General features: G+C 68.6%; 19 protein-coding genes and 1 tRNA gene. 8 read left to right on the top strand and 12 right to left on the bottom strand.

The window, feature by feature from the left end:
• Positions 1–41 precede the first annotated feature (41 nt).
• Complete coding sequence (locus tag G6N28_RS09295; protein ID WP_163899638.1) at positions 42–812, bottom strand: SDR family NAD(P)-dependent oxidoreductase; 771 nt, start codon at positions 810–812, stop codon at positions 42–44.
• A gap of 92 nt (positions 813–904) precedes the next feature.
• On the opposite strand from G6N28_RS09295, the gene G6N28_RS09290 reads away from it, so the two are divergent.
• Positions 905–1,603: a VldE C-terminal domain-containing protein gene (locus tag G6N28_RS09290; RefSeq protein WP_235674523.1), complete on the top strand. Its 699-nt coding sequence runs from the start codon at positions 905–907 to the stop codon at positions 1,601–1,603.
• A 9-nt stretch (positions 1,604–1,612) separates the two neighbouring features.
• Here G6N28_RS09290 and G6N28_RS09285 read toward each other — a convergent pair whose 3' ends face one another.
• The 4 genes from G6N28_RS09285 to G6N28_RS09270 form a co-directional block, all read right to left on the bottom strand.
• Positions 1,613–1,867, bottom strand: a complete 255-nt coding sequence (locus G6N28_RS09285; RefSeq protein ID WP_163899633.1) for a hypothetical protein — start codon at positions 1,865–1,867, stop codon at positions 1,613–1,615.
• A gap of 188 nt (positions 1,868–2,055) precedes the next feature.
• Entirely contained in the window at positions 2,056–2,472 is a 417-nt protein-coding gene (locus tag G6N28_RS09280) for a hypothetical protein (protein ID WP_163899631.1), read from the bottom strand.
• A 691-nt stretch (positions 2,473–3,163) separates the two neighbouring features.
• The gene (locus tag G6N28_RS09275; RefSeq protein ID WP_163899629.1) at positions 3,164–4,363 is read right to left on the bottom strand and encodes a phosphotransferase; all 1,200 of its coding nucleotides are present in this window, start codon (positions 4,361–4,363) and stop codon (positions 3,164–3,166) included.
• Between the two features lie 37 nt (positions 4,364–4,400).
• Positions 4,401–4,474: transfer RNA gene (locus tag G6N28_RS09270), tRNA-Gly, on the bottom strand.
• A gap of 45 nt (positions 4,475–4,519) precedes the next feature.
• Here G6N28_RS09270 and dcd point away from each other — a divergent pair.
• The 7 genes from dcd to rfbA all read left to right on the top strand — a co-directional run bounded on the left by dcd (position 4,520) and on the right by rfbA (position 11,777).
• Positions 4,520–5,092 (top strand): dCTP deaminase, encoded by a 573-nt coding sequence (gene dcd, locus G6N28_RS09265; protein ID WP_163899627.1) that lies wholly within the window; start codon positions 4,520–4,522, stop codon positions 5,090–5,092.
• Between the two features lie 232 nt (positions 5,093–5,324).
• Positions 5,325–6,932, top strand: a complete 1,608-nt coding sequence (locus G6N28_RS09260) for a DUF7159 family protein (RefSeq protein WP_163899624.1) — start codon at positions 5,325–5,327, stop codon at positions 6,930–6,932.
• An 84-nt stretch (positions 6,933–7,016) separates the two neighbouring features.
• Complete coding sequence (locus G6N28_RS09255) at positions 7,017–8,342, top strand: UDP-glucose dehydrogenase family protein (RefSeq protein ID WP_163899621.1); 1,326 nt, start codon at positions 7,017–7,019, stop codon at positions 8,340–8,342.
• 120 nt (positions 8,343–8,462) lie between these two features.
• Positions 8,463–9,767 (top strand): cytochrome P450, encoded by a 1,305-nt coding sequence (locus tag G6N28_RS09250; protein WP_163906026.1) that lies wholly within the window; start codon positions 8,463–8,465, stop codon positions 9,765–9,767.
• Positions 9,768–9,776: 9 nt separating this feature from the next.
• The gene (locus G6N28_RS09245; protein WP_163899619.1) at positions 9,777–10,523 is read left to right on the top strand and encodes a maleylpyruvate isomerase family mycothiol-dependent enzyme; all 747 of its coding nucleotides are present in this window, start codon (positions 9,777–9,779) and stop codon (positions 10,521–10,523) included.
• A 22-nt stretch (positions 10,524–10,545) separates the two neighbouring features.
• Positions 10,546–10,911 (top strand): nuclear transport factor 2 family protein, encoded by a 366-nt coding sequence (locus tag G6N28_RS09240; RefSeq protein WP_163899617.1) that lies wholly within the window; start codon positions 10,546–10,548, stop codon positions 10,909–10,911.
• Positions 10,911–11,777: a glucose-1-phosphate thymidylyltransferase RfbA gene (gene rfbA, locus G6N28_RS09235; RefSeq protein WP_163899615.1), complete on the top strand. Its 867-nt coding sequence runs from the start codon at positions 10,911–10,913 to the stop codon at positions 11,775–11,777. Before G6N28_RS09240 ends, rfbA begins: the two co-directional genes overlap by 1 nt.
• Here rfbA and G6N28_RS09230 read toward each other — a convergent pair.
• The 7 genes from G6N28_RS09230 to G6N28_RS09200 form a co-directional block, all read right to left on the bottom strand.
• On the bottom strand, positions 11,728–12,999 hold the full coding sequence (locus G6N28_RS09230; RefSeq protein WP_163899613.1) for a YibE/F family protein: 1,272 nt from the start codon (positions 12,997–12,999) through the stop codon (positions 11,728–11,730). The genes rfbA and G6N28_RS09230 overlap by 50 nt on opposite strands.
• A gap of 48 nt (positions 13,000–13,047) precedes the next feature.
• Positions 13,048–13,866, bottom strand: a complete 819-nt coding sequence (locus tag G6N28_RS09225) for a methyltransferase domain-containing protein (protein ID WP_163899611.1) — start codon at positions 13,864–13,866, stop codon at positions 13,048–13,050.
• 94 nt (positions 13,867–13,960) lie between these two features.
• Positions 13,961–15,598 (bottom strand): LuxR family transcriptional regulator, encoded by a 1,638-nt coding sequence (locus G6N28_RS09220; protein ID WP_179962045.1) that lies wholly within the window; start codon positions 15,596–15,598, stop codon positions 13,961–13,963.
• A 37-nt stretch (positions 15,599–15,635) separates the two neighbouring features.
• On the bottom strand, positions 15,636–16,910 hold the full coding sequence (locus G6N28_RS09215) for a pyridoxal phosphate-dependent aminotransferase (RefSeq protein ID WP_308207203.1): 1,275 nt from the start codon (positions 16,908–16,910) through the stop codon (positions 15,636–15,638).
• A 58-nt stretch (positions 16,911–16,968) separates the two neighbouring features.
• Positions 16,969–19,872 (bottom strand): heterodisulfide reductase-related iron-sulfur binding cluster, encoded by a 2,904-nt coding sequence (locus G6N28_RS09210; protein ID WP_163899607.1) that lies wholly within the window; start codon positions 19,870–19,872, stop codon positions 16,969–16,971.
• A 226-nt stretch (positions 19,873–20,098) separates the two neighbouring features.
• Positions 20,099–22,648, bottom strand: coding sequence for an isoniazid response ATPase/transcriptional regulator IniR (gene iniR / locus G6N28_RS09205; RefSeq protein ID WP_163899605.1), 2,550 nt, complete (start codon positions 22,646–22,648; stop codon positions 20,099–20,101).
• Between the two features lie 3 nt (positions 22,649–22,651).
• Positions 22,652–24,430, bottom strand: a complete 1,779-nt coding sequence (locus G6N28_RS09200; protein ID WP_163899603.1) for an Hsp70 family protein — start codon at positions 24,428–24,430, stop codon at positions 22,652–22,654.
• Positions 24,431–24,436 lie beyond the last annotated feature (6 nt).

Below are 24,436 nucleotides of genomic sequence, written 5' to 3'. Positions count from 1 at the left end.
ACAGAGATTACCCCTCATCTCAGTGGCGGTATCCAGGGCCGTCAGGGCCGAAACGTCACGCCGCCGTCGACGCTGATCGTCTGGGCCGTGATGAAGCTGCCGTCATCGGAGAGCAGCAAAGCCGCCAACGCGGCGATGTCGTCAGGCGAGCCGAAGCGTGACTTGATCATCTGACGGGCGCGTGCCTGATCCACGACGCCGTCGGGCATCGGCTGCTCGTCGAACTTGTAGTGCCAGATCAGGCCAGGAGCGATCGCGTTGGCGCGGATGCCCTTTGGCCCGTACCGGCGGGCGATGTGGCGCATCAACGCGAGCTGGGCGGCCTTGCTCATCTGGTATGAGACCCGGGTGCTGGCAGCGTTGTAGGCGTCGGCTGACGCGGTGAAAACGATTGAGCCACCACCACTGTCGATCATCGCCGGTATCGCGTGCTTGGCGCAGATCACGAAACCTCTTGCGTTGACCCGCATCACGTCATCGAACACTTCGAGCGGCAGCTCGACCACGCCGCCGGGAAGGTACGCGTCGGCGGTGTTGGCGAAGTTGACGTGCATGCCGTCGAGGCGGCCGAACGTGTCCACGGCCAACTTCACGATGGCGGCAACGGAGTCGTCGTCGGCGCCGTCGAGGGGCACGCCCCGCACCCGCCGGCCCGCCGGGTCGAGGTCGGCGACGACGCGGTCCACCAGGTCCGCGTCAAGGTCGCCCACCACCAGCAACGCGCCCTCCTCGACGAAGCGGCGCGCCAGGCCGTTGCCGATGCCGCCGAGACCGGCGACGATGACGACCTTGTTCTCGAGCAGACCCGCCATCCGTCGATCGTCCCCTGCCTGACCTGCGCGTTTGTGTATAGAGGGTGTCACTGGTTGCAGCAAATGTAACGAATTGATATAGGCTGCCCCCCGTGGGCCGCCATTCCTTAGCCACGAAGCGGCGGAGGCCGCCGATGGGCGTGGCTGCGATCATCGCCCCAGCCGCTGTGTTGTTCGCGGTGGGGGGCGACGCGCATTCACCTGCCGAGACCAGCCGCGACGCCGAACCCGTCGTCGCCGAGCCGGTCTTCGCCGCACCGGTCGCGGATCACGTCGAGACGGCCGAGCCGTGCTGCGTCGAGCTGGTGGCCGCGCCGCCGACCGCGCCGCCGTTCATCGTCGAGGAGCCGGACGCGACGCCGCCGCCCGGTCAGGTGTTCGCGGCGTCGCGGCTACGGATCGTCGACCGGTCCCTGCCCGCGGGCGTGGCGCCCGAGCACGGGCTGCAGGTCAAGACGATCCTGACCGCGCGCGCCATCAGCGAGGCCTTCCCCGAGATCAGCAATATCGGTGGCGTTCGACCGGATTCACTGCGGTGGCATCCCAACGGTCTGGCGCTCGACGTGATGATCCCCAACCCGACCAGCACCGCGGGCATCGCGCTGGGCAACGAGATCGTCTGGTACGCGCTGCGCAACGCGAAGCGGTTCGGGCTGCAGGACGTGATCTGGCGCGGTGTGTACTACACACCCGACGGTGCGAAGGGGTCCGGGCACGGGCACTACGACCACGTCCACATCACCACGATCGGGGGCGGATACCCCGCCGGCGACGAGGTCTATCTCCGCTGACGCGTGGACTCAGTGATGTCCGGCGTCGTGCTCCTGGGAGTCCACCCCGGTATTGCTGGGCGCCTCAGGGGCCGTGGGCGGAGCGGGGGCGGGCACACACGTCGGCGTGCCGTCGACGATGGATTCGGCTCCCGTACACGCGGGTTCGGCCAGTGGCTGCGATGGCGACTGGTTCAGCGCGGCCATGGCGGGCCCGGCAGCGAGCGCGACACCGATCGCGGCAGCGCCGAGAAATCGACTGGTTGACCTTGGCAGATCGAACATTTCGCACCTCTCAAATCGAGGAGTCGAGACTATCGGCGATGAAAAGCCCAGTGGGGCAATTTCCTAAAATTTACGCAGCAGAAACCCGGTACGAGAAGGCCGCCGCTGCACCGTTTATGACCTTCTGGTATCGGGTCTGAACTGCTCGTTACACCGGTGCGCGCCCGCGTAGTTCTCGGCCTGCGGGGTCAGCCCACTTTCTGCAGCTGGAACGGTGCGTGGGTGACGATTCCGCCCGCGCAGCCGTAATTGGAATCTGACGAGATCACTCCGCTGAGCGTCACCGGGTCCACCGACATCGACACGACGGCCGGTTCGTAGTGCCCGTCGTCGCAGATCAGGCCGCCGGGCTTGGAGACCGTGAAGACCCAGCGGCCGCCCGTATACGTGGTGGGGGTCTGCCAGCCCTCGTTGCTGGAGACCGTGCCGGTGCAACCGGCGGGGCCGCAGCTCGTCGAGATGGTCCACACGTTCATGGGGTCGCCGTCGACTTCGCTGTAGCTGCCGTTGAGCAGTGTCGGGGCGGCAAGTGCCGGGGCGGCGAGTGCGACGCCCGCGATCGCAGGCGTGGCGGCGGCAACCACCAGGTGCAGAACCTTTGTCATAGTGACCAGGAATCTAACGGTCGCGTCAGCACTGCGGCGTCAGCGACGCGCCCGCGTGGCCGAATCGATATCCGCGGAGCCGGGGCGCTGGCACCGAGTTCTAAAGAGCGCAGAGCCGTCGATGACGGGTTCGGCGACTCATCCGCAGAGGCAACTTCCTGCCGAGATTCAGCGAACCCTCTGATTACCGCGGACGACGGGATGCATCTTCGAACATGCACTGCCCGGAAAATGTACTGCCCGCTGGGTTTTCGGCGGTCAACCGTAGATCGACGCTACGAGGTTACGCGATGGCGACGATGTCACCGCCGCGCCGATCGGCCCGTTGTCACCAGCGTGGGACGCACTTCCACGGGCTGTGCACGCACTTCCACGGGCTCCTCACGATTTTCCACGGGGTCCAGTGAGGTCTCCACGGTGACCAATGAGGGGTCCCGTGCGGGCGGAGCGGCGCGTTGAGTTCGCCCGCGCTCACCGAAGCGGGGGCAGGGACGCTAGCTCCATTGTCTGCCTGAGCGGTGCCGACACCCGCAACGCTCAGGCTGGTGAGGGCCGCGCCGAGGGTCACGACTTTCCAGGTGGCCGGTCGTTCCACTGATCTTTCCCTTCGGTTCCCGTTCGTTTCGCTTCCCCGGCCCACTGTCCAGTTTTGCGCGAATCACCAAGGGCCGCAAGGCGCAGATTGGGCCTTTTAGGTCGTATCCGACAGCCATCGCATCGCCACGTCCAGCAGGTCCACGGTGTGCCCGGGCCACTGGGGATGTTGCAGGCGAAACGGCCCGGTGGCCAACCCGACCAGCGCCGCCGCCGTCCGCTCTCGTAGGTGCCGAGCCGCCACCCGCCGCTCCGCGTGGGCGAGGACCGCGTCCGCGTACCGGGTGGCCACTTCGGTGCTGGTCTCGTCGAGCGCTACCGCCGACAAATGCGCGAGCAGCGTCGCCCACTCGTCAGAGCGTTCCCCGGGCCCCGCGCTGTCGATGTCGAGAACCGCGGTCACGACCCCGTTCTCGACGAAGAGCTGGCCTTCATGGAAGTCGCCGTGCACCGGCACCACCTCCTCCCGCTCGGCTTCGACCTCGAGCAGGGCGTCCACCACGTCGGTGAGCCGGGCCAGCACCGCGGGCTCGTCGGTGGCCGCGCACCGCAACGCGCCGGCGTGGTATTCGACCAGCTCCAGATGTGACGGTTCCCGCTCGAGCGACATGAGTTCGTCCGGCAGCGCGTCCAGGACCGATTCCAGCGCCTCGGGTGCGGGCAGCGCGGCGCCGCCGTCGGTGATCAGGGTGTCCAGGGGCGTTCCCCGCGCTTCGGGCAGCACGATCACGCCGTCCGGGGTCGAGGCGAGAACCGGGGGAACGGGAACGTGGCGGTATGTGAGTTCGTGGCGACGGCAGAGGTCGGCCACCGCTGTGGGCCGCACGACCTTGACGAACCACCGGAAACGGCCGTCGTGCACCTCGAGCACGGCGTGCCGCGACGGCAGGTACCGCAGTGGGCGGATGTCGAGGGACGCCGCCTTGCTCAACCCGAACTCGCGAAACAGCTCGGCCAGCAGGGACGGGGCGCTCGCCGTCGGAAGTGCGGGTAGCGCGGGATCGCGAGGCCAGGCCCAGATTCCGACCTCGACCTGCTCGCCGCGGTACTCGCCCGCGACGACGGCCGCGCCCGGCGGAATCCGCTTTCCGGTTGTGGCGCCGAGAAATTCCGCCGTCAACGTGCCGTCGGCGCGGCGCACCCCCGCCTCGTATGCCACGATCGCGGCACCCGAGGGGTCCACGTTGACCTCGGCCGCGCGGAGGTCCTCCAGCTGGCAGTCGTATTCGGCGATCGCGGCGGCGAGCACGTTCGGGCCTTCCGGACCGAGCAGCAGATCGAGCGCCGGGGTAGCCACATCGCCGAGGCTAACGACCCTCGGCCGGCCGTGACACTGGAGCCGGTGACGGGAATCGAACCCGCGTTCTCAGCTTGGGAAGCTGATGTTCTGCCATTGAACTACACCGGCCTGTTTGAGCACGAAGGCTAACATCCGAGCGGCTAGGCTCGTCGGGTGCTGCTCTCCGATCGCGACATCCGCGCCGAAATCGCCGCCGAGCGGCTGGGCCTCGACCCGTTCGACGACAGCCTGATCCAGCCGTCGAGCATCGACGTGCGTCTGGACAACCTGTTCCGGGTGTTCAACAACACCCGCTACACCCACATCGATCCGTCCCTGCAGCAGGACGAGCTCACCAGCCTGGTGCAACCCGATCCGGGCGAGCCGTTCGTGCTGCATCCCGGCGAGTTCGTGCTCGGCTCGACGCTGGAGCTGTGCACCCTGCCCGACGACCTCGCCGGCCGCCTCGAGGGGAAGTCCTCGCTGGGCCGTCTGGGTCTGCTGACCCACTCGACCGCGGGCTTCATCGACCCCGGCTTCTCCGGACACATCACCCTCGAGCTGTCCAACGTCGCCAACCTGCCCATCATCTTGTGGCCGGGCATGAAGATCGGCCAGCTCTGCCTGCTGCGGCTGACCAGCCCGGCCGAGCACCCCTACGGCAGCGCCAAAGTCGGGTCGAAATATCAGGGCCAGCGTGGCCCGACACCGTCGCGGTCGTATCAGAACTTCCTCAAATCGAGCTGAGCCCGGCGCGCCATTTTCGGCGCCCTGCAAGCTGAGTGAACTGACCGGCGCGCACGCCCGTTGATCCGAGTAGGGTCGAAGTGGCGACCCCAACTTAATCGCCATCAGCTAATGGCGCATTGGAACGTAACGCCGAGTCTGTTTCGGCCGATTAAGTACTAGTCGCCGGTTTGTGTGAAAAGCGGGGCAGAGCGAAGACCTAGACAGCGTAGCAAACAGTTTTGGAGGGTCAGTGGACATCGTTCTCGGTGTGTCTATGACACCCACGACGGTCCGCCTGGTGCTGGTCGAGGGCGAGAAGGCCGACGGCCTCACCGTCGATCACGACGTCTTCGACGTGACGAACGAACCCGGCTCGGCAACGTCGAGCGCACCTAGCCAAGTGATCGACGCCGTGCTGGGCACCAAGGAGAGCGCCGAAACCGGCGGACACCATCTCAAAGCGATCGGGGTTACCTGGAGCGACCACACCGAAGCCTCGGCGCTGCGCGACGGGCTGGCCGCCCGCGGCATCGACGACGTCATGCTGGTCTCCGACGGCCACGCCGCCGCGGCGCTCGCGCAGGCGGTGGGCCGAGCGGTCGGATACGACACCACCGCGCTGTTCTTCATCGACCGCGACACCGCCACGCTGTCGGTCGTGCAGACCGACGACGGGTCGGTCGTCAAGGTGCTCAGCCGAACCCTGCACAGCGGCGACGCGATGGCCGTGCTCGCCGAGATGGCCGCCGCGGTCGACGCGCAGGAGTCGCGACCGCAGGCCATGTTCGTCGTCGGCTCCGGCGTCGACATCGCGTCGGTGAAGAACCACCTCGAAAATCTCGTCAGCCTGCCCGTGAGCGCGCCGGACGAACCCGACCTCGCGGCGGCCCGCGGCGCGGCGCTGGCCGCCGCCAACGCCCCGGCGTTCGAGGCGTCCACCGTCGGGCTGGCCTACTCCCAGGACCCCGACGGCCCCACGGCGGGCAGTGCCTACGCCGCGCTGGCCGGAGCCCAGACCCAGATGGCGCCGTTCGACGGCGCCGACCCGTTCTCCGACGACGAGCCGCAGACCGAAATTCAGCTGGCCGGTGAGGAGCGCAAGCCCTTCCTTCTCGTCGGCAGCGCGCTGACGTCGATCTTCGTCATCGGCGTGGTGGCCCTGGTCATCTCGCTGGCGGTCAGCATCCGCCCGACGGCCGACCAGCGGCCCAGCCCCGGCCAGAGCGCGATCGTGCCGAGCACCATCGCCCCCGCACCGCCCCCGCCGGTGCGCCAGGAGGCCCAACCGGTCGAGGCGCCGCCACCACCTCCGCCGCCGGCCGAGACCATCAAGGCCCCGATCCCCGTCGTGCAGGAGGCTCCGCAGGCTCCGCCGCGGACGGTGTACGTCGAGGCGCCCGCCGCGCCCGCGCCCGCTCCCGCGCCGGCGGCACCGCCGCCACCGCCGCCCGCCGCGCCCGCGCCTGCTCCGGTGGCGCCCGCACCCGTTCCGGCGCCGGTGTACATCCCGCCGCCGGTGTATGAGCCGCCGGCCGTGTGGTACCCGAGGCCGCGGAACCCGTGGCTGCCGCCGTGGCGTCCGGCGCCGCCGTCGTATGACCCGCCCACCCCGACGTGGACGCCGCCCAAGCCGTGGAACCCGCCGTGGGAGGAGCCCGACGAGCCGCAGAGCCCGCAGTGGCCGCCGTGGGAGAACGGTTCGGGTTCGGGCTCGGGCAGCTCGTCGGGATCCCGCGGTTCGGATGACTACGGACCGGGGTCACGTCGTTCCGGTGGTTCCGGTGGTTCTCAGGGGCCGTCCGGGCGCGGCGGTTCGGGCGGGTCGGGCGGCAACTGCTTCCTGATCTTCTGCAGCTGACGCCACCACGCTGGTCACCTGATGTTGGCCGGCCGCTCAGTGTCGCGTAGCGGATAGCTCACCGCGGCTGCCTATAGAGGCAGTATGCGATGCACGGTGTTCGGTACCGGATATCTCGGCGCCACCCACGCCGCGGGGTTGGCCGAAATCGGGCATGAGGTGCTCGGCGTGGACGTCGATCCGGGGAAGGTCGCCAAACTGGCAGCCGGAGATGTTCCGTTCTACGAACCCGGCCTGCCAAAGATGGTGAGCGACAACCTTTCTGCCGGACGACTGCACTTCACCACCGAATACGATGAGGCGGCCGAGTTCGCCGACGTGCATTTTCTGGCCGTCGGAACCCCGCAGAAGAAGGGTGATTACGGCGCCGACCTGGCCCATGTGCACTCGGTGATCGACATGTTGGTGCCCCGACTGCGGCGTTCGGCGGTGATCGTCGGCAAGTCGACGGTGCCGGTGGGCACGGCCGCCGACCTGGCGGACCGGGCGCGGCCGCTGGCCGTCGCCGGTGTGGACGTCGAGATCGCGTGGAACCCGGAGTTCCTGCGGGAGGGCTTCGCCGTGCACGACACCCTGCATCCCGACCGGATTGTGCTTGGTGTGCAAGCGGACTCGACGCGGACCGAACCCGCGATCCGGGACCTGTACGCGGCGATGCTGCGCGACGGCGTACCGCTGCTGGTGACCGATCTGCAGACCGCCGAACTGGTTAAGGTGTCCGCGAACGCCTTTCTCGCCACCAAGATCTCGTTCATCAATGCGATCTCGGAGGTGTGCGAGGCCGTCGGCGCCGACGTGGCCGTGCTCGCCGACGCGTTGGGGCACGACCCCCGGATCGGGCGGCGGTTCCTCAACGCGGGCCTGGGGTTCGGCGGCGGGTGCCTACCCAAGGACATCAGGGCGTTCATGGCCCGCGCCGGCGAATTGGGCGCCAGCGAGGCGCTGACCTTCCTGCGGGAGGTGGACAACATCAACATGCGTCGTCGGACCCGCATGGTGGAGTTGGCGACCACCGCGTGCGGTGGCTCGCTGCCGGGGTCGAACATCGCGGTCTTGGGCGCGGCGTTCAAACCCGATTCCGACGATGTGCGCGACTCGCCTGCCCTCGATGTCGCAGGCATGCTGCAGCTCAACGGCGCGACGGTCAACGTTTACGATCCGCGGGCGTTGGAGAACTCCCGGCGGGTGTTTCCGACGTTGAACTATTCGACGTCAGTGGTGGAGGCTTGCGACCGCGCCGACGCGGTCCTTGTCCTCACCGAATGGCGTGAGTTCGCCGAACTGGATCCGGCCGCGCTGGCGGCCACCGTACGGGCCAAAGTGGTTGTGGACGGCCGCAATTGCCTTGAGGCTGCCCGGTGGCGCGACGCCGGCTGGCAGGTGTACGGCCTCGGCAGGCGCAACGTCTGAAGGGCGGTGCTCACCGCCCGGTGGCCGGGCCGAGGATTTCGGTAGGCTGTGGCCATCGTGCAGAACAGCCATTCGCCTCGACGCAACGGCCCGATCAAGCAACGGGTTCGGTGGGCGGCCATGCACGGGGTGGTGCGCCTGTTCTCGTGGCTGGGCGTCCGTCGCGGTGACCCGCAGGCCAGGTTGATCGCCGATCCGGTGGTCCGAACCGACCCCGTCGCGTTCACCGAGGAACTGCGCGCGCTCGGACCCATCGTGCGCTGCCGGGCCGCTTACCTGACCGTCGACCACACGATCGTCAACGACCTCCTGCGTTCGGAGGATTTCCGGGTCTTCGCCATGGGGTCGACGCTGCCCAAACCGTTGCGGTGGGTGGCCGACCGAACCAAGACCGACATGCTGCATCCGCTGGAGCCGCCCTCGATGCTGTCGGTCGAACCGCCGGACCACACCCGTTACCGCAAGCTGGTGTCGTCGGTGTTCACCACCAGAGCCGTTGCCGCGCTGAAGGACCGGGTGCAAGAGTCCGCCGATGCGTTGCTAGACGAGATCGCCGACGCCTCCGGCACCGTCGACATCGTCGAGCGCTACTGCTCGCGGCTGCCGGTCACCGTGATCGGCGACATTCTCGGCGTGCCCGACGAAGCGCGACCGCGCATTCTGGAGTTCGGTGAGCTCGGCGCGCCCAGCCTGGACATCGGGGTGCCGTGGAAGGTGTACCGCCAGGTCAACCGCGGTGTCGAAGGCTTCAACGATTGGCTTGTCGACCACCTGGCCGAGCTGCGCCGCAACCCCGGCGAGGATCTGATGAGCCAGATCATCCAGGCCAGCGACGAAGGCGCCCGGCTCAACGAACAAGAGCTGATGGCCACTGCGGGCCTTGTGCTGGCCGCGGGCTTCGAGACGACGGTCAACCTGCTGGGCAACGGAATTCGCATGCTGCTGGACTCGCCGCAGCATCTCGAGACGTTGGCCGACCGACCCGAACTGTGGCCCAACGCCGTCGAGGAGATCCTGCGCCTCGACTCGCCGGTGCAGCTCAGCGCGCGAATGGCGGGGAAAGACACCGACATTGCGGGCACCGGGGTGCGTCGCGGCGACGTCGTCATCCTCTATCTCGCCGGCGCCAACCGCGACCCGAACGTCTTCGAGGACCCGCATCGCTTCGACATCGAACGCGAGAACGCGGGCAAGCACCTGTCGTTCTCGGGCGGCAGACACTATTGCCTGGGCGCCGCGTTGGCGCGGGCCGAAGGTGAGGTGGGGTTGCGCACCTTCTTCGAACGCTTCCCCGACGCGCGCCTGGCCGGCGGCGGCAGCCGCCGTGAAACCCGGGTGCTGCGCGGCTGGTCGTCACTGCCGGTCACGCTCGGTAAAGCGCCCGCCTCGATCGGTTCTGCGGTCAAGTCCGATCAGTTGGGTTAAGTTCGGGGCGTGGATTTCCGAGCAGCGCTGCTCGACCAGACCCGGGAATTCGGGGAGCTGATCCGCAGTGCAGACCCGTCGACGCCCGTACCGACCTGTCCGGACTGGACACTCAAGCAGCTGTTCCGCCACGTCGGGCGCGGAAGCCGCTGGGCCGCACAGATCATCGCCGAGCGCCGGACCACGCCTGTTGATCCGCGCGAGGTGCGCGACGGCAAGCCGCCCGACGATCCCGACGCCGCGATCGACTGGCTCAACGCCGGTCCGCGGGCCGTCATCGCCGCGGTCGACCGGGTCGGCTCGGAACGGGTGTGGACGGCCGCGGGGCCGCGCCCGGCGGGGTGGTGGATCCGCCGCCTGTTGCATGAGGTGGTGGTGCACCGCGCCGACGCCGCGCTCGCCTTGGGCGCTCCTTTCGACGTGCCGGTCGAGGTGGCCGCCGACGGCATCAGCGAGTGGATCGAGTTGATGTCGGTTCAGGCCACGCGGGCCGCAGCGCCCGTCGACTTCGGCCGCACCATGCATCTGCACGCCACCGACGACGGGCTCGGTCCCACCGGCGAGTGGACCGTCGTCAACGACGAACACGGGATGAGCTGGACGCACGACCACGGCAAGGGCGACGTCGCGCTGCGCGGCCCGGTCAAGGATCTGCTGCTGGCGATCATGCGTCGGCGCAGCGCAGCCGACGCCGGACTGGAGGTCTTCGGCGATGTGAAGGTCTGGGACGCCTGGCTGGAGCGCACACCGTTCTAGGTGGCGTAGTACCTTCACGACCATGAGCACTTCGGAGATCGCCACCGTCCTCGCCTGGTATGACGCGCTCAACGAGCGAGACCTCGACACGCTGGTGGCGCTGTCCAGCGACGACATCGAACTCGGTGACACCGACGGGGCCAGCCAGGGCCACACCGCGCTGCGGCGATGGGCGCAGCAGCAGCCCGCCATCAAGGTCGAGACCGGCCGGATGTATGTGCACGACGGCGTCGTGGTGGCCGAGGAACTGCCCGCCGACCCCGGCGCTGTGGTGACGGCGTCGGCATTCCGCGTCGTGCACGACCACGTCACGGCGGTGTTTCACCACGGCGACCTCGCCTCGGCGTTGGCCGCCACCGAACTGACCGAAAAAGACCTCAAGAGCTGATGCGCGGCATCATCCTTGCCGGCGGGTCGGGCACCCGGCTCTATCCGATCACGATGGGCACCAGCAAGCAGCTGGTGCCGGTCTACGACAAGCCGATGATCTACTACCCGTTGTCCACGCTGATGATGGCCGGTATCCGCGACATTCAGCTGATCACCACGCCAGAGGACGCCCCGGCGTTTCATCGGTTGCTCGGCGATGGTTCGCAGTTCGGCATCAACATCACCTACGCGGTCCAGCAGCGCCCCGAAGGTCTGGCCCAGGCATTCATCATCGGGGCGGACCACATCGGAACCGGTCCGGTCGCGTTGGTGTTGGGCGACAACATCTTCTACGGTCCCGCCCTGGGCACCGGGCTGAGCCGGTTCCAAAACGTCAGCGGCGGCGTCATTTTCGCCTATTGGGTGGCCAACCCGTCCGCCTATGGCGTGGTCGAGTTCAGTGACGACGGCCGTGCGCTGTCGCTGGAGGAGAAGCCCGCGACGCCGAAGTCACACTACGCGGTGCCCGGGTTGTACTTCTACGACAACGACGTCATCGAGATCGCCCGCTCGTTACAGCCTTCGGCGCGCGGCGAGTACGAGATCACCGACATCAACCGGACCTACCTCAACCAAGGTCGATTGACCGTCGAGGTGCTTGCCCGCGGCACGGCGTGGCTGGACACCGGGACATTCGATTCGCTGCTGGACGCAGGCGATTTCGTGCGGACGATCGAACGGCGCCAGGGTCTGAAGATCAGCGTGCCCGAGGAGGTGGCGTGGCGGCTCGGCTTCATCGACGACGAGCAGTTGGCCGAGCAGGGCTACGCGCAGCTCAAATCGGGCTACGGCGCATATCTGCTGCAGCTGCTGGAGGACCGCTAGCGGCGCGCGGGGTGGCCAGCACTGCCGCGATCGCCGTCGTCAACGGAACCGACAGCGCCAGCGCGACGCCGCCGACCGCCGAACGGGCGATCTCGATGGCCACGCTCTCGCTCGTCAGCACGTCGCCGAGCGAGCGGTTGGCGACGCTGAACAACAGCAGCAGCGGCAGTGCGCTGCCCGCATACGCCAGCACCAACGTGTAGACGGTGCTGGCGATGTGGTCGCGGCCCACCCGCATGGCGCCGACGAAGACCGCCCGGCGTGAACTGCCTTGCAGCTCAGCCAACTCGAACACCGTGGACGCCTGGGTGACGGTGACGTCGTTGAGGACACCGAGCGAGCCGATGATGAACCCGGCCAGCAGCAGACCGGTGATCGACACGTCGCCCAGATATGCGGCGACGGTGTTGTTCTGGTCTTCCGACAGACCGGTGAGATGCGCCAATTCGATGGCAGTCCAAGACAATACCGCTGCCAGCAGCAGCGACGTCAGCGTACCGAGCAGGGCCGCGCTGGTGCGCAGGCTCACCCCGTGCGCCAGGTAGATCACCGCGTAGAGAATCGCCGCGGAGGCCACCAGCGCGACAGGGACAGCGGCCGCGCCGTCGCGCAGGGCGGGCAGCAGGAAGACAACCAGCACGCCGAACGCGACGACGATGCCGATCAGCGCGCGCAGCCCGCGCCATCGGGCCACGGCGACGACGACGACCGCGAACACGGCGGCAAGCGCGACCAACGGCCACGTCCGCTCGTAGTCGTAGAACGAGTACGTGGTGGTGCCGGCCTCGTCGATCTGTCTGCTGATGCGAACCTGGTCGCCGACGGCGAGATCGGGCTGCCCAGGCCCGCCGCTGAACTCCAACAGGGTGTGGGCGCCGGTGTTGGGTCCGGAGTCGATCGCGATGAGCGCCTGCACACAGGTGCCGCCGTCGCCGCGGGCGGGCACAGGGGCCGCGGTCAGCACACGTCCGGCCGAGGCGCTGCCGCAGGCGGCGGCGCTGCTGGATATGACGTGCCCGGCTTCGGTGGTGACCGCGCCGCCGGCCGCGTTCTGAAACGGCAGGGGGATATCGGTCTTCTGCTGGCTGGGCCACAGCCACACCGTGCCGGCCAGCACTGCGATGCCGATGAGGATCAGCAGCCCGACGACCACCTTCGCGGCCAGCGGGCCCAGCGGCGCAGGGCCGCTCATGGAGTGGGAGTGTCCGTGCGAATGCCCCACGGCCACACACACTAGAGGTATACGTGATCATCGAGCGATCGCCGAGATCTACACCGGGATTGTTTTAGCGGTCGCGGTGATGACCGGCAATTCCACGACCAGGCTGTCGCCGTCGAGGAACTCCTGCCAGCCCGCGATCGCATCCTTCTCGAGTGCCTGTCGACGCTCGGCGTCGGCAGCCATGACACGTTCTGCCACCGGAGTGACTTGGAGGTACTGCCAAAGGAATTGGTTCGGCGGGGGCAGCCGCAGCGTTTTCGTCGTGGTGTCGACCGCCACATGGTGAAAGCCTGCCTCCTGTAACAGCCGGCGAAGCTCGCTGTGGCCCAGCGAGAAGACACCGCGCAGGAACCCGGGCAGGTCCGGGTTGATGTGGCGAGCGAGCCCGTCGGCCATCACCTCGAACAGCCGTGGCATGGTTCCCGGCACGTTGATCGCGACACGACCGCCAGGCGACAACACCCGTCGCATCTCCCGTACCGCTGCGGAGCGGTCGGGAAAGAACATCAGCCCGAGCTGGCACAGCACCAGGTCGTATGACTCGTCGGGAAGGGGAAGTGCCTCCGCACGGGCCTCCCGCCACTCCATCGGGGTATCGGTGGACGCGGTGGCTTGCTCGGCGACCGACAACATCTCGGGGACCAGATCGATTCCGACGACTTTGCCGGTGGCTCCGACTCTTTGGGCCGCCAGGCGGGCCACGACGCCGGTACCGCATGCGACGTCGACGACGAACTCGCCTGGCACGGGGTCGGCCGCCGCGATGAGGTCGGCAGCAAGCGGTGCGGGGATGACCGGGACGAAATCGCGGGCGTAGTTCTCGGCTTCGATGCGTCGGAGGTTGCGGTAGTCAACGTGCTGAGACATGGTGCAACGGTAGGGTTGCGGCCGCTGCTGTCGCGTCGACCGGATCCACCATATTGGTCGCGCCGCGGTGGTCAGTTCTGACCACCGCGGTCGGTCACACCAGGTGTTGCTCGTAGGCGTAGGCGGTGGCGGCGGCCCGCGAGGACAACCCCAACTTGGCGAAGATGTTCTGCAGGTGCCGGGCGATCGTGTGCTCGCTGAGCGTCAGGCTCGCACCGATCTCGCGGTTCGTCTTGCCCGCGGCGACCAGCCGCAACACCTCGCATTCCCGCTCGGTCAGCCCGCCCGCCGACCGGCGCTTGGGCGCCACGAGGTCAGCCAGCCGGTCCATGTCGGGTTGGGCGCCGAGCTGGCCGAAGGCGTCCCGCGCGGAGTCGAATTCCATTGCCGCCGAATCAGAATCGCCGAGTGCTTGGCAGGCAAGACCGGTCTGGACCCGGGTGCGGGCGGCTTCATAAGGCATCGACAACTCCCGCCAGCCGGCGGCGGCTCGGCGTAGCGTCTTCAACGCCGCGGTGGCGTCGCCTTCGGCGAGCAGCGTCGACCCGTCGGCGTGCGCGGCGACGGCATGCAGGTACGGGGCGTCGACGGTGGTGGCAAGCCCGGAGAGCTCGTCGGCACTCGTTCGCGCGGCGGCGACATCACCGACGCTGATCATGATGTCGACGTGAGCGGCGAGGGTCGCGGGCCGGGCGAACCGGTCTGGGTTGGTGTCCAAGGCGCGGCGGACGGCGGCGACCGCGGCGTCGATGTGTCCCTCGGCCAGTCGGAGTTGCGCCAAGCCGGGCAGCGGCTCCCTGCCGTGCTGGTGAGCCTGCCGGTACGCGGCGTCAGCGGCGTCGAATTCGCCGTGCAGCCGGTGCAATTCGGCGCGCTGGTAGGCGGCCATGCCCAACGAGGGGTGTGGGGTCGGATGCGCCAGGTGTTCGCACGCCTGCCGGGCGGCCTTGCCCGCCTGGGACCATTCGCCGTGAATCTGCAGGATCTGCGAGCGATGCACCAGGCATTGGCCGCGGTAGGGCACCAGATCGGGTTGGGATTCGCACCAGGCGCTCAACGCCATGGTCCATTCCGTTGCTCGGCGCAGGTCGTAGGCGCCCATGCAGGTCTCGATGACGGCGCAGTAGACGATCCCGGCCGGAATCGGCGACACCTCGCCGGCGGTGACGCTCACCATCGCCTCGTCGAGCAGCGCCGCGCCGCGCGCTGTCTCCCCCGCGGTGACCGCTGCCTGGCCCTGGCCCAGCAACGCGATCGCCGCCAGATCGCGGTCGCCGAAGCGTGCCGCGACGCGCCCTGCCTCGCCGCACAACTCAGCAGCTTTGGCGGAATCGCCGCTGGCCCATGCCCCGAGGGCCGGAGGAACCAGCAGGTAGCCCCTGGCGGCGCAGTCAAGGTTCGCCTCGTCGAGCAGTCGGCCCACCCGGGCGAGCCATCCGCCGGCGCGGGCGGTGTTGCCGTGCAGAAGCTGGGTCAGCGCCAACCAGAACCCGCACTCGGCTGCCCGGGCGGCTTCGTCGACCGCCAGGCGCGCGGCGTAGGCCTGCTCCCAGGCATGCACGCTCTGCAGGTCCTCACCGATCAGATAGGCCGCCACCGCCAGGCGCTCGAGGTCATCGGCGGTGAGCGACTCAGTGGTGTCGGTGAGGCACCTGTACACGTCGGTCCAAGCGTGGCGCTCGAACGCGATGGCTGCCCGGTCGGTAGCCGCCATCGTCTCAGTCTCGCGCATCCGCGCGATCTTGGGAACGAAAGTCTGCCCGAGAGCCTTATTGGCGGTAGCCGGCGAGGAAGTTGCCGAGGCGTTCGATCGCGGCGGCCAGGTCACGCGCCCAGGGCAGCGTGACGATGCGCAGATGGTCCGGGGTGGGCCAGTTGAAGCCCGTGCCCTGGGTGACCAGGATCTTCTCCTGCAGCAGCAGGTCGAGAACGAGCTGCTCGTCGTCGACGATGTCGTAGACCTCGGGATCCAGCCGCGGGAACGCGTAGAGGGCCCCCTGCGGTTTGACGCAGGACACCCCGGGAATCTCGTTGAGCTTCTCCCAGGCCACGTCGCGCTGTTCGAGCAGCCGCCCACCGGGCAGCACCAGATCGTCGATGCTCTGGTAGCCGCCCAACGCGACCTGGATGGCGTGCTGCGCCGGCACGTTGGGACACAGCCGCATGTTGGCCAGCAGGCTGATGCCCTCGATGAAGCTCGCGGCGTGTTCCTTGGGACCGGTGATGACCAGCCAGCCCGCGCGGTAGCCGGCCACCCGGTAGGCCTTCGACAGGCCGTTGAAGGTCAGCGTCAACAAATCGGGGGCCACCGAGGCCATCGCGATGTGTTCGGCGCCGTCGTAGAGGATCTTGTCGTAGATCTCGTCGGCCAGCAGCAGCAGTTGGTGTTTGCGTGCCAGCTCGGCGATCTCGGTCAGCACCTCACGGCTGTAGACCGCGCCGGTGGGGTTGTTGGGGTTGATCACCACCAACGCCTTGGTGCGTTCGGTGATCTTGGACTCCAGGTCGGCGATGTCCGGTTGCCAGCCCTGGGTTTCGTCGCACAGGTAGTGCACGGGGGTGCCGCCGGCCAGCGACGTCGACGCGGTCCACAGCGGATAGTCCGGGGCCGGGATCAGGACCTGATCGCCGTTGTCCAGCAGCGCCTGCAACGTCATCGTGATCAGCTCGGAGACCCCGTTGCCCAGGTACACGTCGTCGACGTCGAAGCGGGGGAAGCCCTCTACCAACTCGTAGCGGGTGAACACCGCGCGCCGCGCCGGCAGGATGCCCTTGGAGTCGGAGTACCCCTGCGCATAGGGCAGCGCCTGAATGATGTCGCGCATGATGACATCGGGCGCCTCGAACCCGAACGGCGCCGGGTTGCCGATGTTGAGCTTGAGGATCCGGTGCCCCTCGGCCTCCAGCCGCGACGCATGCTCATGCACGGGCCCGCGGATCTCGTACAGCACGTCCTGCAGCTTGGATGACTGCGTGAACGTGCGCTGCCGCGGGGGATGCCCGGTGGCATGGAACGGCAGGTGGTGCGTAGTCACGTTCCCAATATTCTCACTGCTGTCCAACGATTATCTAAAATCGCTGGTCAGCCGTGCGTGAGTTGGCTCATCGCTTGCCCGGCGGCCGCGCACCCTTCGCAATTCCCAGACCCTTCACCGGGGGTGCCGGCTTGTCACCGCCGTCGTCGGCGGAAGCCTCAGGCGCAGCGCTGGATTCGCTGGCGGGTTCTGGCTTCGACTGCGGCTCAGCGGGTTTCGCCGGCGCCGCCGACTTCTTCGCGCCCGGACGCCGGGCACCGGGGGCGATGCCGAGTCCCTTGACCGGTGCCTGCTCGACGCCGCGGTCGGAATCGGCGGTGTCAATCTTGGTCTCCGGTGTGGCCTGGTCGGGGTCTGCGTTGGGCGGCTGTGTGACGGACGCCGCACCCTCGTTGGGCGACGCCTTCGGCGCGGCCTTCTTGGCGCCGGGACGTCGCGCGCCCGCGGCGATACCGAGGCCCTTGACCTCCGGTTCCGCCTTGGCGGGCGCGTCGGCGGCCGCTGGCTTGGCTGGGGGTTTCTTGGCCCCGGGCCGTTTGGCACCCGCGGCGATGCCGAGGCCCTTGGCGGGGGCCGGAGCCGCGGGCTTCTCCGCGGCCGGCGCGGCTTGCGCCTGAGCCGGCGCCGCCTCGGGCTGTGGCTCCTGCTTCGGTGCGGCTTTCTCCACCGCGGGGGCAGCCGCCGCGGCCTTTGCGGCGCGCTCCTCGGCTTCCTTTGCGGCCGTGCCCTTTTCGGGCAGCTTGATGTTGCTCCTGTCCAGCGAGTCCAGCAGCAGCTGCGCCACGTCGAGCACTTCGGTTTTCTCCACCTCGCGGGCGGCGGCGACGTCGTCCACCCCGTCGGTGATCATCACGCGGCAGAACGGGCAGCCGGTGGCGATGGCGGAGGCGCCGGTGTCCATGGCCTCTTCCACGCGCTCGTGGTTGACGCGTTTGCCGATGTGTTCCTCCATCCACATCCGCGCACCACCCGCGCCGCAGCACAGGCCTCGGTCGGCGTGGCGCGGCATCTCGGTCAGCTTCGCGCCGGAGGCTCCGACCAGTTCTCGCGGCGCCTCGTAGACCTTGTTGTGCCGACCCAGGTAGCAGGGGTCGTGGTAGGTGATTTCGCGTCCGCCGTCGACGGGCTTGACCGGCACCAGCTTCTTGTCGCGGACGAGCCGGTTCAGCAGCTGGGTGTGGTGCAGCACCGTGTAGTTGCCGCCGACCTGCGGGTATTCGCGGCCCAGCGTGTTGAAGCAGTGCGGGCAGGAGGTGACGATCTTGCGGTCCAGCCGCTCGACGCCCTCGAACAGCTCGTCGAGGGTCTCGACGTTCTGCGCGGCCAGCTGCTGGAACAGGAATTCGTTGCCCGAGCGACGAGCCGAGTCACCGTTGCAGGTCTCGCCTTCACCGAGCACCAGGTATTTCACCCCGGCGGTGGCCAGCAGCTCGGCGACGGCCTTGGTGGTCTTCTTGGCGCGGTCCTCGAAAGCACCGGCGCAGCCCACCCAGAACAGGTACTCATAGCCGTCGAAGGACTCGACGTCCTTGCCGTAGACCGGCACGTCGAAGTCGACCTCGTCGATCCAGTTGGTGCGGTCCTTGGCGTTCTGCCCCCATGGATTGCCCTTGGTCTCAAGGTTTTTGAACAGCACACCGAGCTCGCCGGGGAAGTCGGACTCCATCATCACCTGGTAGCGGCGCATGTCGACGATGTGGTCGATGTGCTCGATGTCCACCGGGCACTGCTCGACGCAGGCACCGCAGGTAGTGCAGGACCACAACACGTCGGGGTCGATGACGCCGCCCTGCTCGGCGGTGCCCACCAGCGGGCGGGTGGCCTGCGCGGGCCCCGACCCGGTGATCCGGCCGAAGCCCGACTCCGGAACGTGGTGCTGTTCGGCGTGCTTCTCACCGCGCAGTTCCTCGCCGAGGCCACCCTCGGGGGTGTTCTCCAGCGGCGATTCCTTCTGACCGAGGACGTAGGGGGCCTTCGCGAAGAGGTGGTCGCGCAGGTCCATGATCAAGAGCTTGGGCGACAGCGGCTTGCCGGTGTTCCACGCCGGGCACTGAGACTGGCAGCGGCCGCACTCGGTGCATGTGGCCATGTCGAGGTAGGCCTTCCAGGTGAAGTCCTCGATCTTGCCGCGGCCCAGCACCGCGTCCTCCGGCGGATCCTCGAAGTCGATCCGCTTGCCCTCGTATTCCACGGGCAGCAGCGGCCCGAGCCCGTCCGGCAGCCGCTTGAAGGTCACGTTGATGGGCGCCAGGCCGATGTGCAGGTGCTTGGAGTGCAGCACGATCAGCAGGAAGACCAGCATCACGCCGATGTGCAGCAACAGCCCGATGGTTTCGATCCACTCGTTCGCCTCGAGCCCCAGCGGGTTGAGCACCCAGCCCATGAGCTGCGAGAAGAAGGCGCCGTCGCCGTAGGGCAGGGCGCCGGTGTTCACCGCGGCGCCGCGGACCAGCGCGTAGGTCCAGATGACGTTGAAGATCATGAAGAGGATCAGCCAGGCGCCACCGGTGTGGGAGCCGTAGAAGCGCGAGTCGCGGCCGTGTTCCTTGGGTTCGGTGCGCAACCGGATGATCGCGAAGGTGATGATCCCAAGCAGCACCGCGACCGCGAAGAAGTCCTGCAAAAACCCGAGCAGATCCCACCGGCCGATGAGCGGGATGTGGAAGTCGTGGTCGAACAGGTACCCGTAGGCCTCGAGGTAGACCGATGCGAGGATGAAGAAGCCCCACATCGTGAAGAAGTGCGCGAGACCGGGGATCGACCAGCGCAGCAGGCGGGTTTGCCCGAAGACCTCTTTGATCTGCGTGAAAATCCGGGTGCCGAGATTGTCTTTGCGGTTGTTCTCAGGGCTGGTGCGCGCGCCCGCCCGGATCAGGTTGGTCAGCCAGAGCACACGTTTGGCCGCGAATACCAGCACGATCGCCGTCATGCCAAGGCCGACGACGAGCCTTATCAGCATCTGCGTTTCCACCACGTGCCTCCCGTGTTGAAGTTACCGGAGGGTAACTTACCGCATGTTACCGGCCAGTAGCTTTCGCTCAGTGCCAGCTCAAGCCGGGCTCATCGTCGCACTCCACGAAGAAAGAGCGCTACGAAGGCTTGCCTAACTACACCGCCGCACCCCGGTGCCCTGGGGTGACCGGTGGCTTAGCTATACCCGGCTATACCCGTTCACGCCGCCGATGCGCCCGTGGGTGTCAGCCCTGCGGCGTCAACATCGCCCGCAGCATCGAGAGCATCTCCGAGCGCGACTCGGCGCCGAGGCGCCTGCGGATCCGGGCGACGTGGTGCTCGACGGTCTTCGCGGAGATGAACAGCTGGGCGCCGATGTCGCGGTACGGCATGCCCAGCAACAACAGCTCGGCGACCTCGCGTTCACGGTCGGACAAGCGCATCGCGGCCGGGCGGGTCGGACCCGTGCCCCGGGCCTCGCGGGCCGCACCGAGCTCGGGGCCCGGCGCGTCGTCGAGCGTCGCGGTCTGCTTGAGGTCGCGGGCGAGCTGCAGCATCGCCCCGGAGACCCGGCCGTCAGGGGTCTGCAGCGCGGCCTGGCCGGCCAGGCGGGTGGCGTCCCAGGTCAGACCGGACTGCGACAGCAGCCGCGCCGCCGTGGTGACTTCTTCGACGTCGACGCTGTTGGCGAGCACCCGCAGCCAGGTCCGCCCCGCCGTGGCCAATGCCTTGGCGAATGTGGACCCGGGTCCGTCTGCCCGGCTGGCCGCGGTCAGGGCGTGCCCGTGCGGGGCCACCGCGTCCGGCGAATTGGCGAGGATTCCGGCGTGCACGCCGGCCCAGTGCAGCGGCACCGACCACAACACCGGGTTGCCGAGCGCGTCGAGGAGCCCGAATGCCTCGTCGAGGGTGTGTCGGATCCGGTCGACCTGGCCCAGCCTGGCGGCGGCCACCCACAACTCGCCCACCGGCAGCAGTGAGAACAAGTCCACCGAGTATTCGGCGAGCACTTCCAGCGCGGCATACCAGTGCTTCTGCATCGCTCCGCTGTCAGCGCTGCGCCTGGCGATGGCCGTCTGCAGCGCCGCCGCCCACAGCGCATCGCGACGGTGCAACGGCGGATCGGTCAAGACAGCGGCCACGTCGGCGCTCGCCGCGGAAAGGTGGCCGTCCTGCAGGCGTGCCCAGCCCAGCAGCAGTCGGTGTCGGCGTGCGGCGACGGCGACGTTCTCGGTGCCTGCCTCGAGGCCGGCGCGCACCGCCCTGGCGATGACGCTGCGGGCCCGCACGGGATCCCCGCCGTGCAGGGCCGTCAGCGTCAGCAGCGCCGCTGGGGTGTCGGGTGTGACGCCGGCCGGGAAGTGCTCGGCGGCGAGGGCCTGTCCGAGCCGGGCGACCGTCGTCGAGTAGGGCGCCTCCACCGACGTCAGCATTCCCTCGGCGAGGCTGCGGGCCGCCCGCGCCGTCGACGTCGGCGGCCCGGCGCTTTCGACGTCGAGCGCCGCACGCGCGCTGGGCAGGTCGCCCGCGGCGAACAAGGTGATCGCAGCGGCCGCGCTCACGAAGGCGTCCGGATAGGGGCCGAGCCACCGGAACAGATCGGCGGCCTGCGCGGCGCTGCCGTCATGGACCGCGATGCTGGCGGCGATCCGCACGGCCGCCGCGCGTTCCGTCGCGTCCTCGGAACCGAGTAGCTCGTCGGCCAGCCGGGCGGCGGTCGTGCAGTCACCGGTCAACGCGAGAGCATCGGCAAGCTGGGAGGTCGGTCTGGTCGCACCGGCCGCGGCGGCGGCGCGGTACAGCCTTGCCGCCCTGGCCGGTTGGGTCCGATGTCGTGAGGCCAGCTCGGTGAGCGCGGCGGAGAGCCGGTCGTCGCGCAATCCGTGTTCGGCCAGCTGTAACGCGAGATCGCCTGACAGCGTTTTGGATTCGAGCTGCGACGTCAGCAGCGACACCTCGATCTCGTGGTGACGCACTGCGCCGAGAACCTGGGCGATGCAGCGGTGCAGCGTGCGTAGGAAGGCATGGCTGCGTGACGGGTCGATCAACCCGGTGGCGCGGGCACGGTCGACCGCGTGCTGTGCGTCATCGGCGTTGAGCCGCAACGTCGCTGCCACGTCATCGGGTCCGAGGTCGCGGCTCAGCGATGACACCAGCAGCGTGTTGAGGACCGGTTCGTCGACCTGACGCAGCCGTTCGATCAATGTGAATCTGGCCGCGTCGGCCATGGCGGTGGCAGGTATCTCAGAGTCGGGGGACGCCGCGGCCGCGATCGCGGGGTGGAGCAGGAAGGGCAGCCCGGCCGTCGTCGCCATCAGTGCGCGCATGAACTCCGAAGTCGGTGTGGCGCTGAGCAGTTCGGTGGCGACCTGGGTGGCGTCGGTGGGGCTCAGCGCGCTCAACGACACCGTAGGGTTTTCCCGCTCGAGCGCAGTGGTCAGCGCGCGCAGGGCCGGCCGATGTGCCAGCGGTTCGGTGGCCACGATGACGGTGGCGTCCGGATCGGCGACGCGGTCGGTGAGTCGGCCGAGTTCGTCGTCGCCGAGCAGGTGCGCGTCGTCGATGACCGCCGCGGCGCGCGGATCGTCACCGTCGCGCGGGGGTCTGGTCAGCACCGGGAGTTCAGCGTCTCGCAGCGCCGACCGAATGCCGGCCAGCACGGAACTCTTGCCGGTGCCGATGCCTCCCGACACAAGCAGCTTGACCGGGGTCGTCGGCGCGGCGATCAGCGCCGCGACGACCTGCCGTGCGCCCGGCGGGATGTCGGTGAGTCGTTCCGGCGCCGGTCTGGCCATGGGTCACGCTCCTGGATCCGGCTCCGGCTCCGGTTCCGGTTCGGGCTCTGGCTCGGGCTCTGGTTCGGGTGCAGGCGGTGAGGTCGTGGTGATGGTCGTTGGAGTGGTCGTCGGTGCCGTGGTGGTGGTAGTGGTCGTGGTGGTCGTGGTGGTTGTGGTCGTCGTTGTCGTGGTCGTCGTCGGGCTCGTGGTGGTCGGCGTCGTGGTCGTGGTGGTCGCTGGTGGTGGTATCACCGACGTCGTGGGCTGTCCGTCGGTTCCGGTCACTGTGATCGTTTGGGGCGCAACCGTTGTCGGTGGGCCCTCCGGAGAGGGTCCGGTTTCGACGGTGGTCGCGGTTTCGGTCACCGGGCTGGTGTCGCTGCTGGTGTTGGTCAGCGTGACCGCGAGCCCGCCGACGGCCAGCAGAGCGGCGGCGGCCGCTGCGCCGAACAGCAGCGGCGGGCGTTTGTACCACGGCAGCGGTTCGGGTTCGGGCTCGAAGCCCTCTTCTTCGTGGGCGAATGCCATCGGTGGGCGCGCGCCGGTGGCACCTTGGTCGAAGGTGTAGTCCTCGCCGGCGTAGGGCACGGGGTCGCCGCCGGGCGAGTCGTCCTGCGACCAGGCGAGCGCGCGGAACGTCGCCGATGCGGCACCGTCGGAGGCCGACTCGGTCGCGGCCATGCCCGCCGCACCCGCGGCCCACGCCGCGGCCGCCATGCTCGTCGGTGCATCGGCAGCCGGCGCCAACCCGGTGGGCGCGTCCGCGGCGATCCCGCGGTCGGCGACCAGGGCCGCGCCCGCGGCGACGTTGAGCTGAGACTGCGGGGTGGTGATCACCGGCGCGCGCAGTCGCTCCGACAGTTGAGCGGTGACCAGCGGGATGTTCGCACCACCGCCGACGGTGGCGACGGCGGAGATGTGCGCTGGCGCAATGTTGTTGTGCTGCAAGGCTTCTTCGATGGTATCGAGGAGACCGGCCAGCGGTGCGGACATCAGCTGTTCGAGCTCGCTTCTGGTCACCCGAACGTCGGAGTTGAACCCGGGCACCTCGACGGGAACCACGGTGGCCGTCTCGGACGACAACCGTTCCTTGGCTCGCCTGGTCTCGTCGCGCAGCCGGGCCAGCGCGTTGAGACCCAATGTGCCGGTCGGGTCGGCGTTGGCCGACTCGGCGATGCTGGCGGTGACATGGTTGAGCAGCGCCTGGTCGATCTGGTCGCCGGAGAACTCGGCGTAGCGCACGGTTTCGCCGACGGCGCCGAAGTTCGACCCGGCGTCGGCCAGGGTGATGCTGGTACCGCTGCCGCCGAGATCGACCAGCACGATGATGCCTTCGGCGGGCAGCCCCGGGGCGGCCTGCAGGGACGCCAGCGCGGCGACCGAATCGGGGATGAGCGCCGGTGGCTGCCCGTCGGGCATGAGGCTCGGCTTGCTGCGCAGCGCGCCGCGCAGCGCGCCGACGGTGCCCGGTCCCCAGTGCGCCGGCACGGCGATCGCGATAGGGGAACCGCCGCCGACGGTGCGGGCCATCGCGTCGAGCGCCTCCACGAGCACGTATTCCCCGCGATGCGCCGAGCCGTCGGCGGCCACCAGGGGGACCGGGTCGCCGACCCGCTCGACGAACCCGCTGAGCACCAGGCCGGGTTGGGTTGGGTCATGGGCATATTCGCCGGGCAACCCCACTTCGGCGGGTCGGTTGTTGAAGAGGGTGAGAACCGAGCGGCGCATCACCGGGGGACGGCCAATCCGGGCCGCCACCAGGTTTGTCATTCCGATCGACAACCCGAGTGAGTCGCTCATCTTCAC

It is taken from the genome of Mycolicibacterium pulveris (assembly GCF_010725725.1).
Taxonomy (GTDB): Bacteria; Actinomycetota; Actinomycetes; order Mycobacteriales; family Mycobacteriaceae; genus Mycobacterium; species Mycobacterium pulveris.
This window is presented reverse-complemented; position numbering and strand designations above follow the sequence as displayed.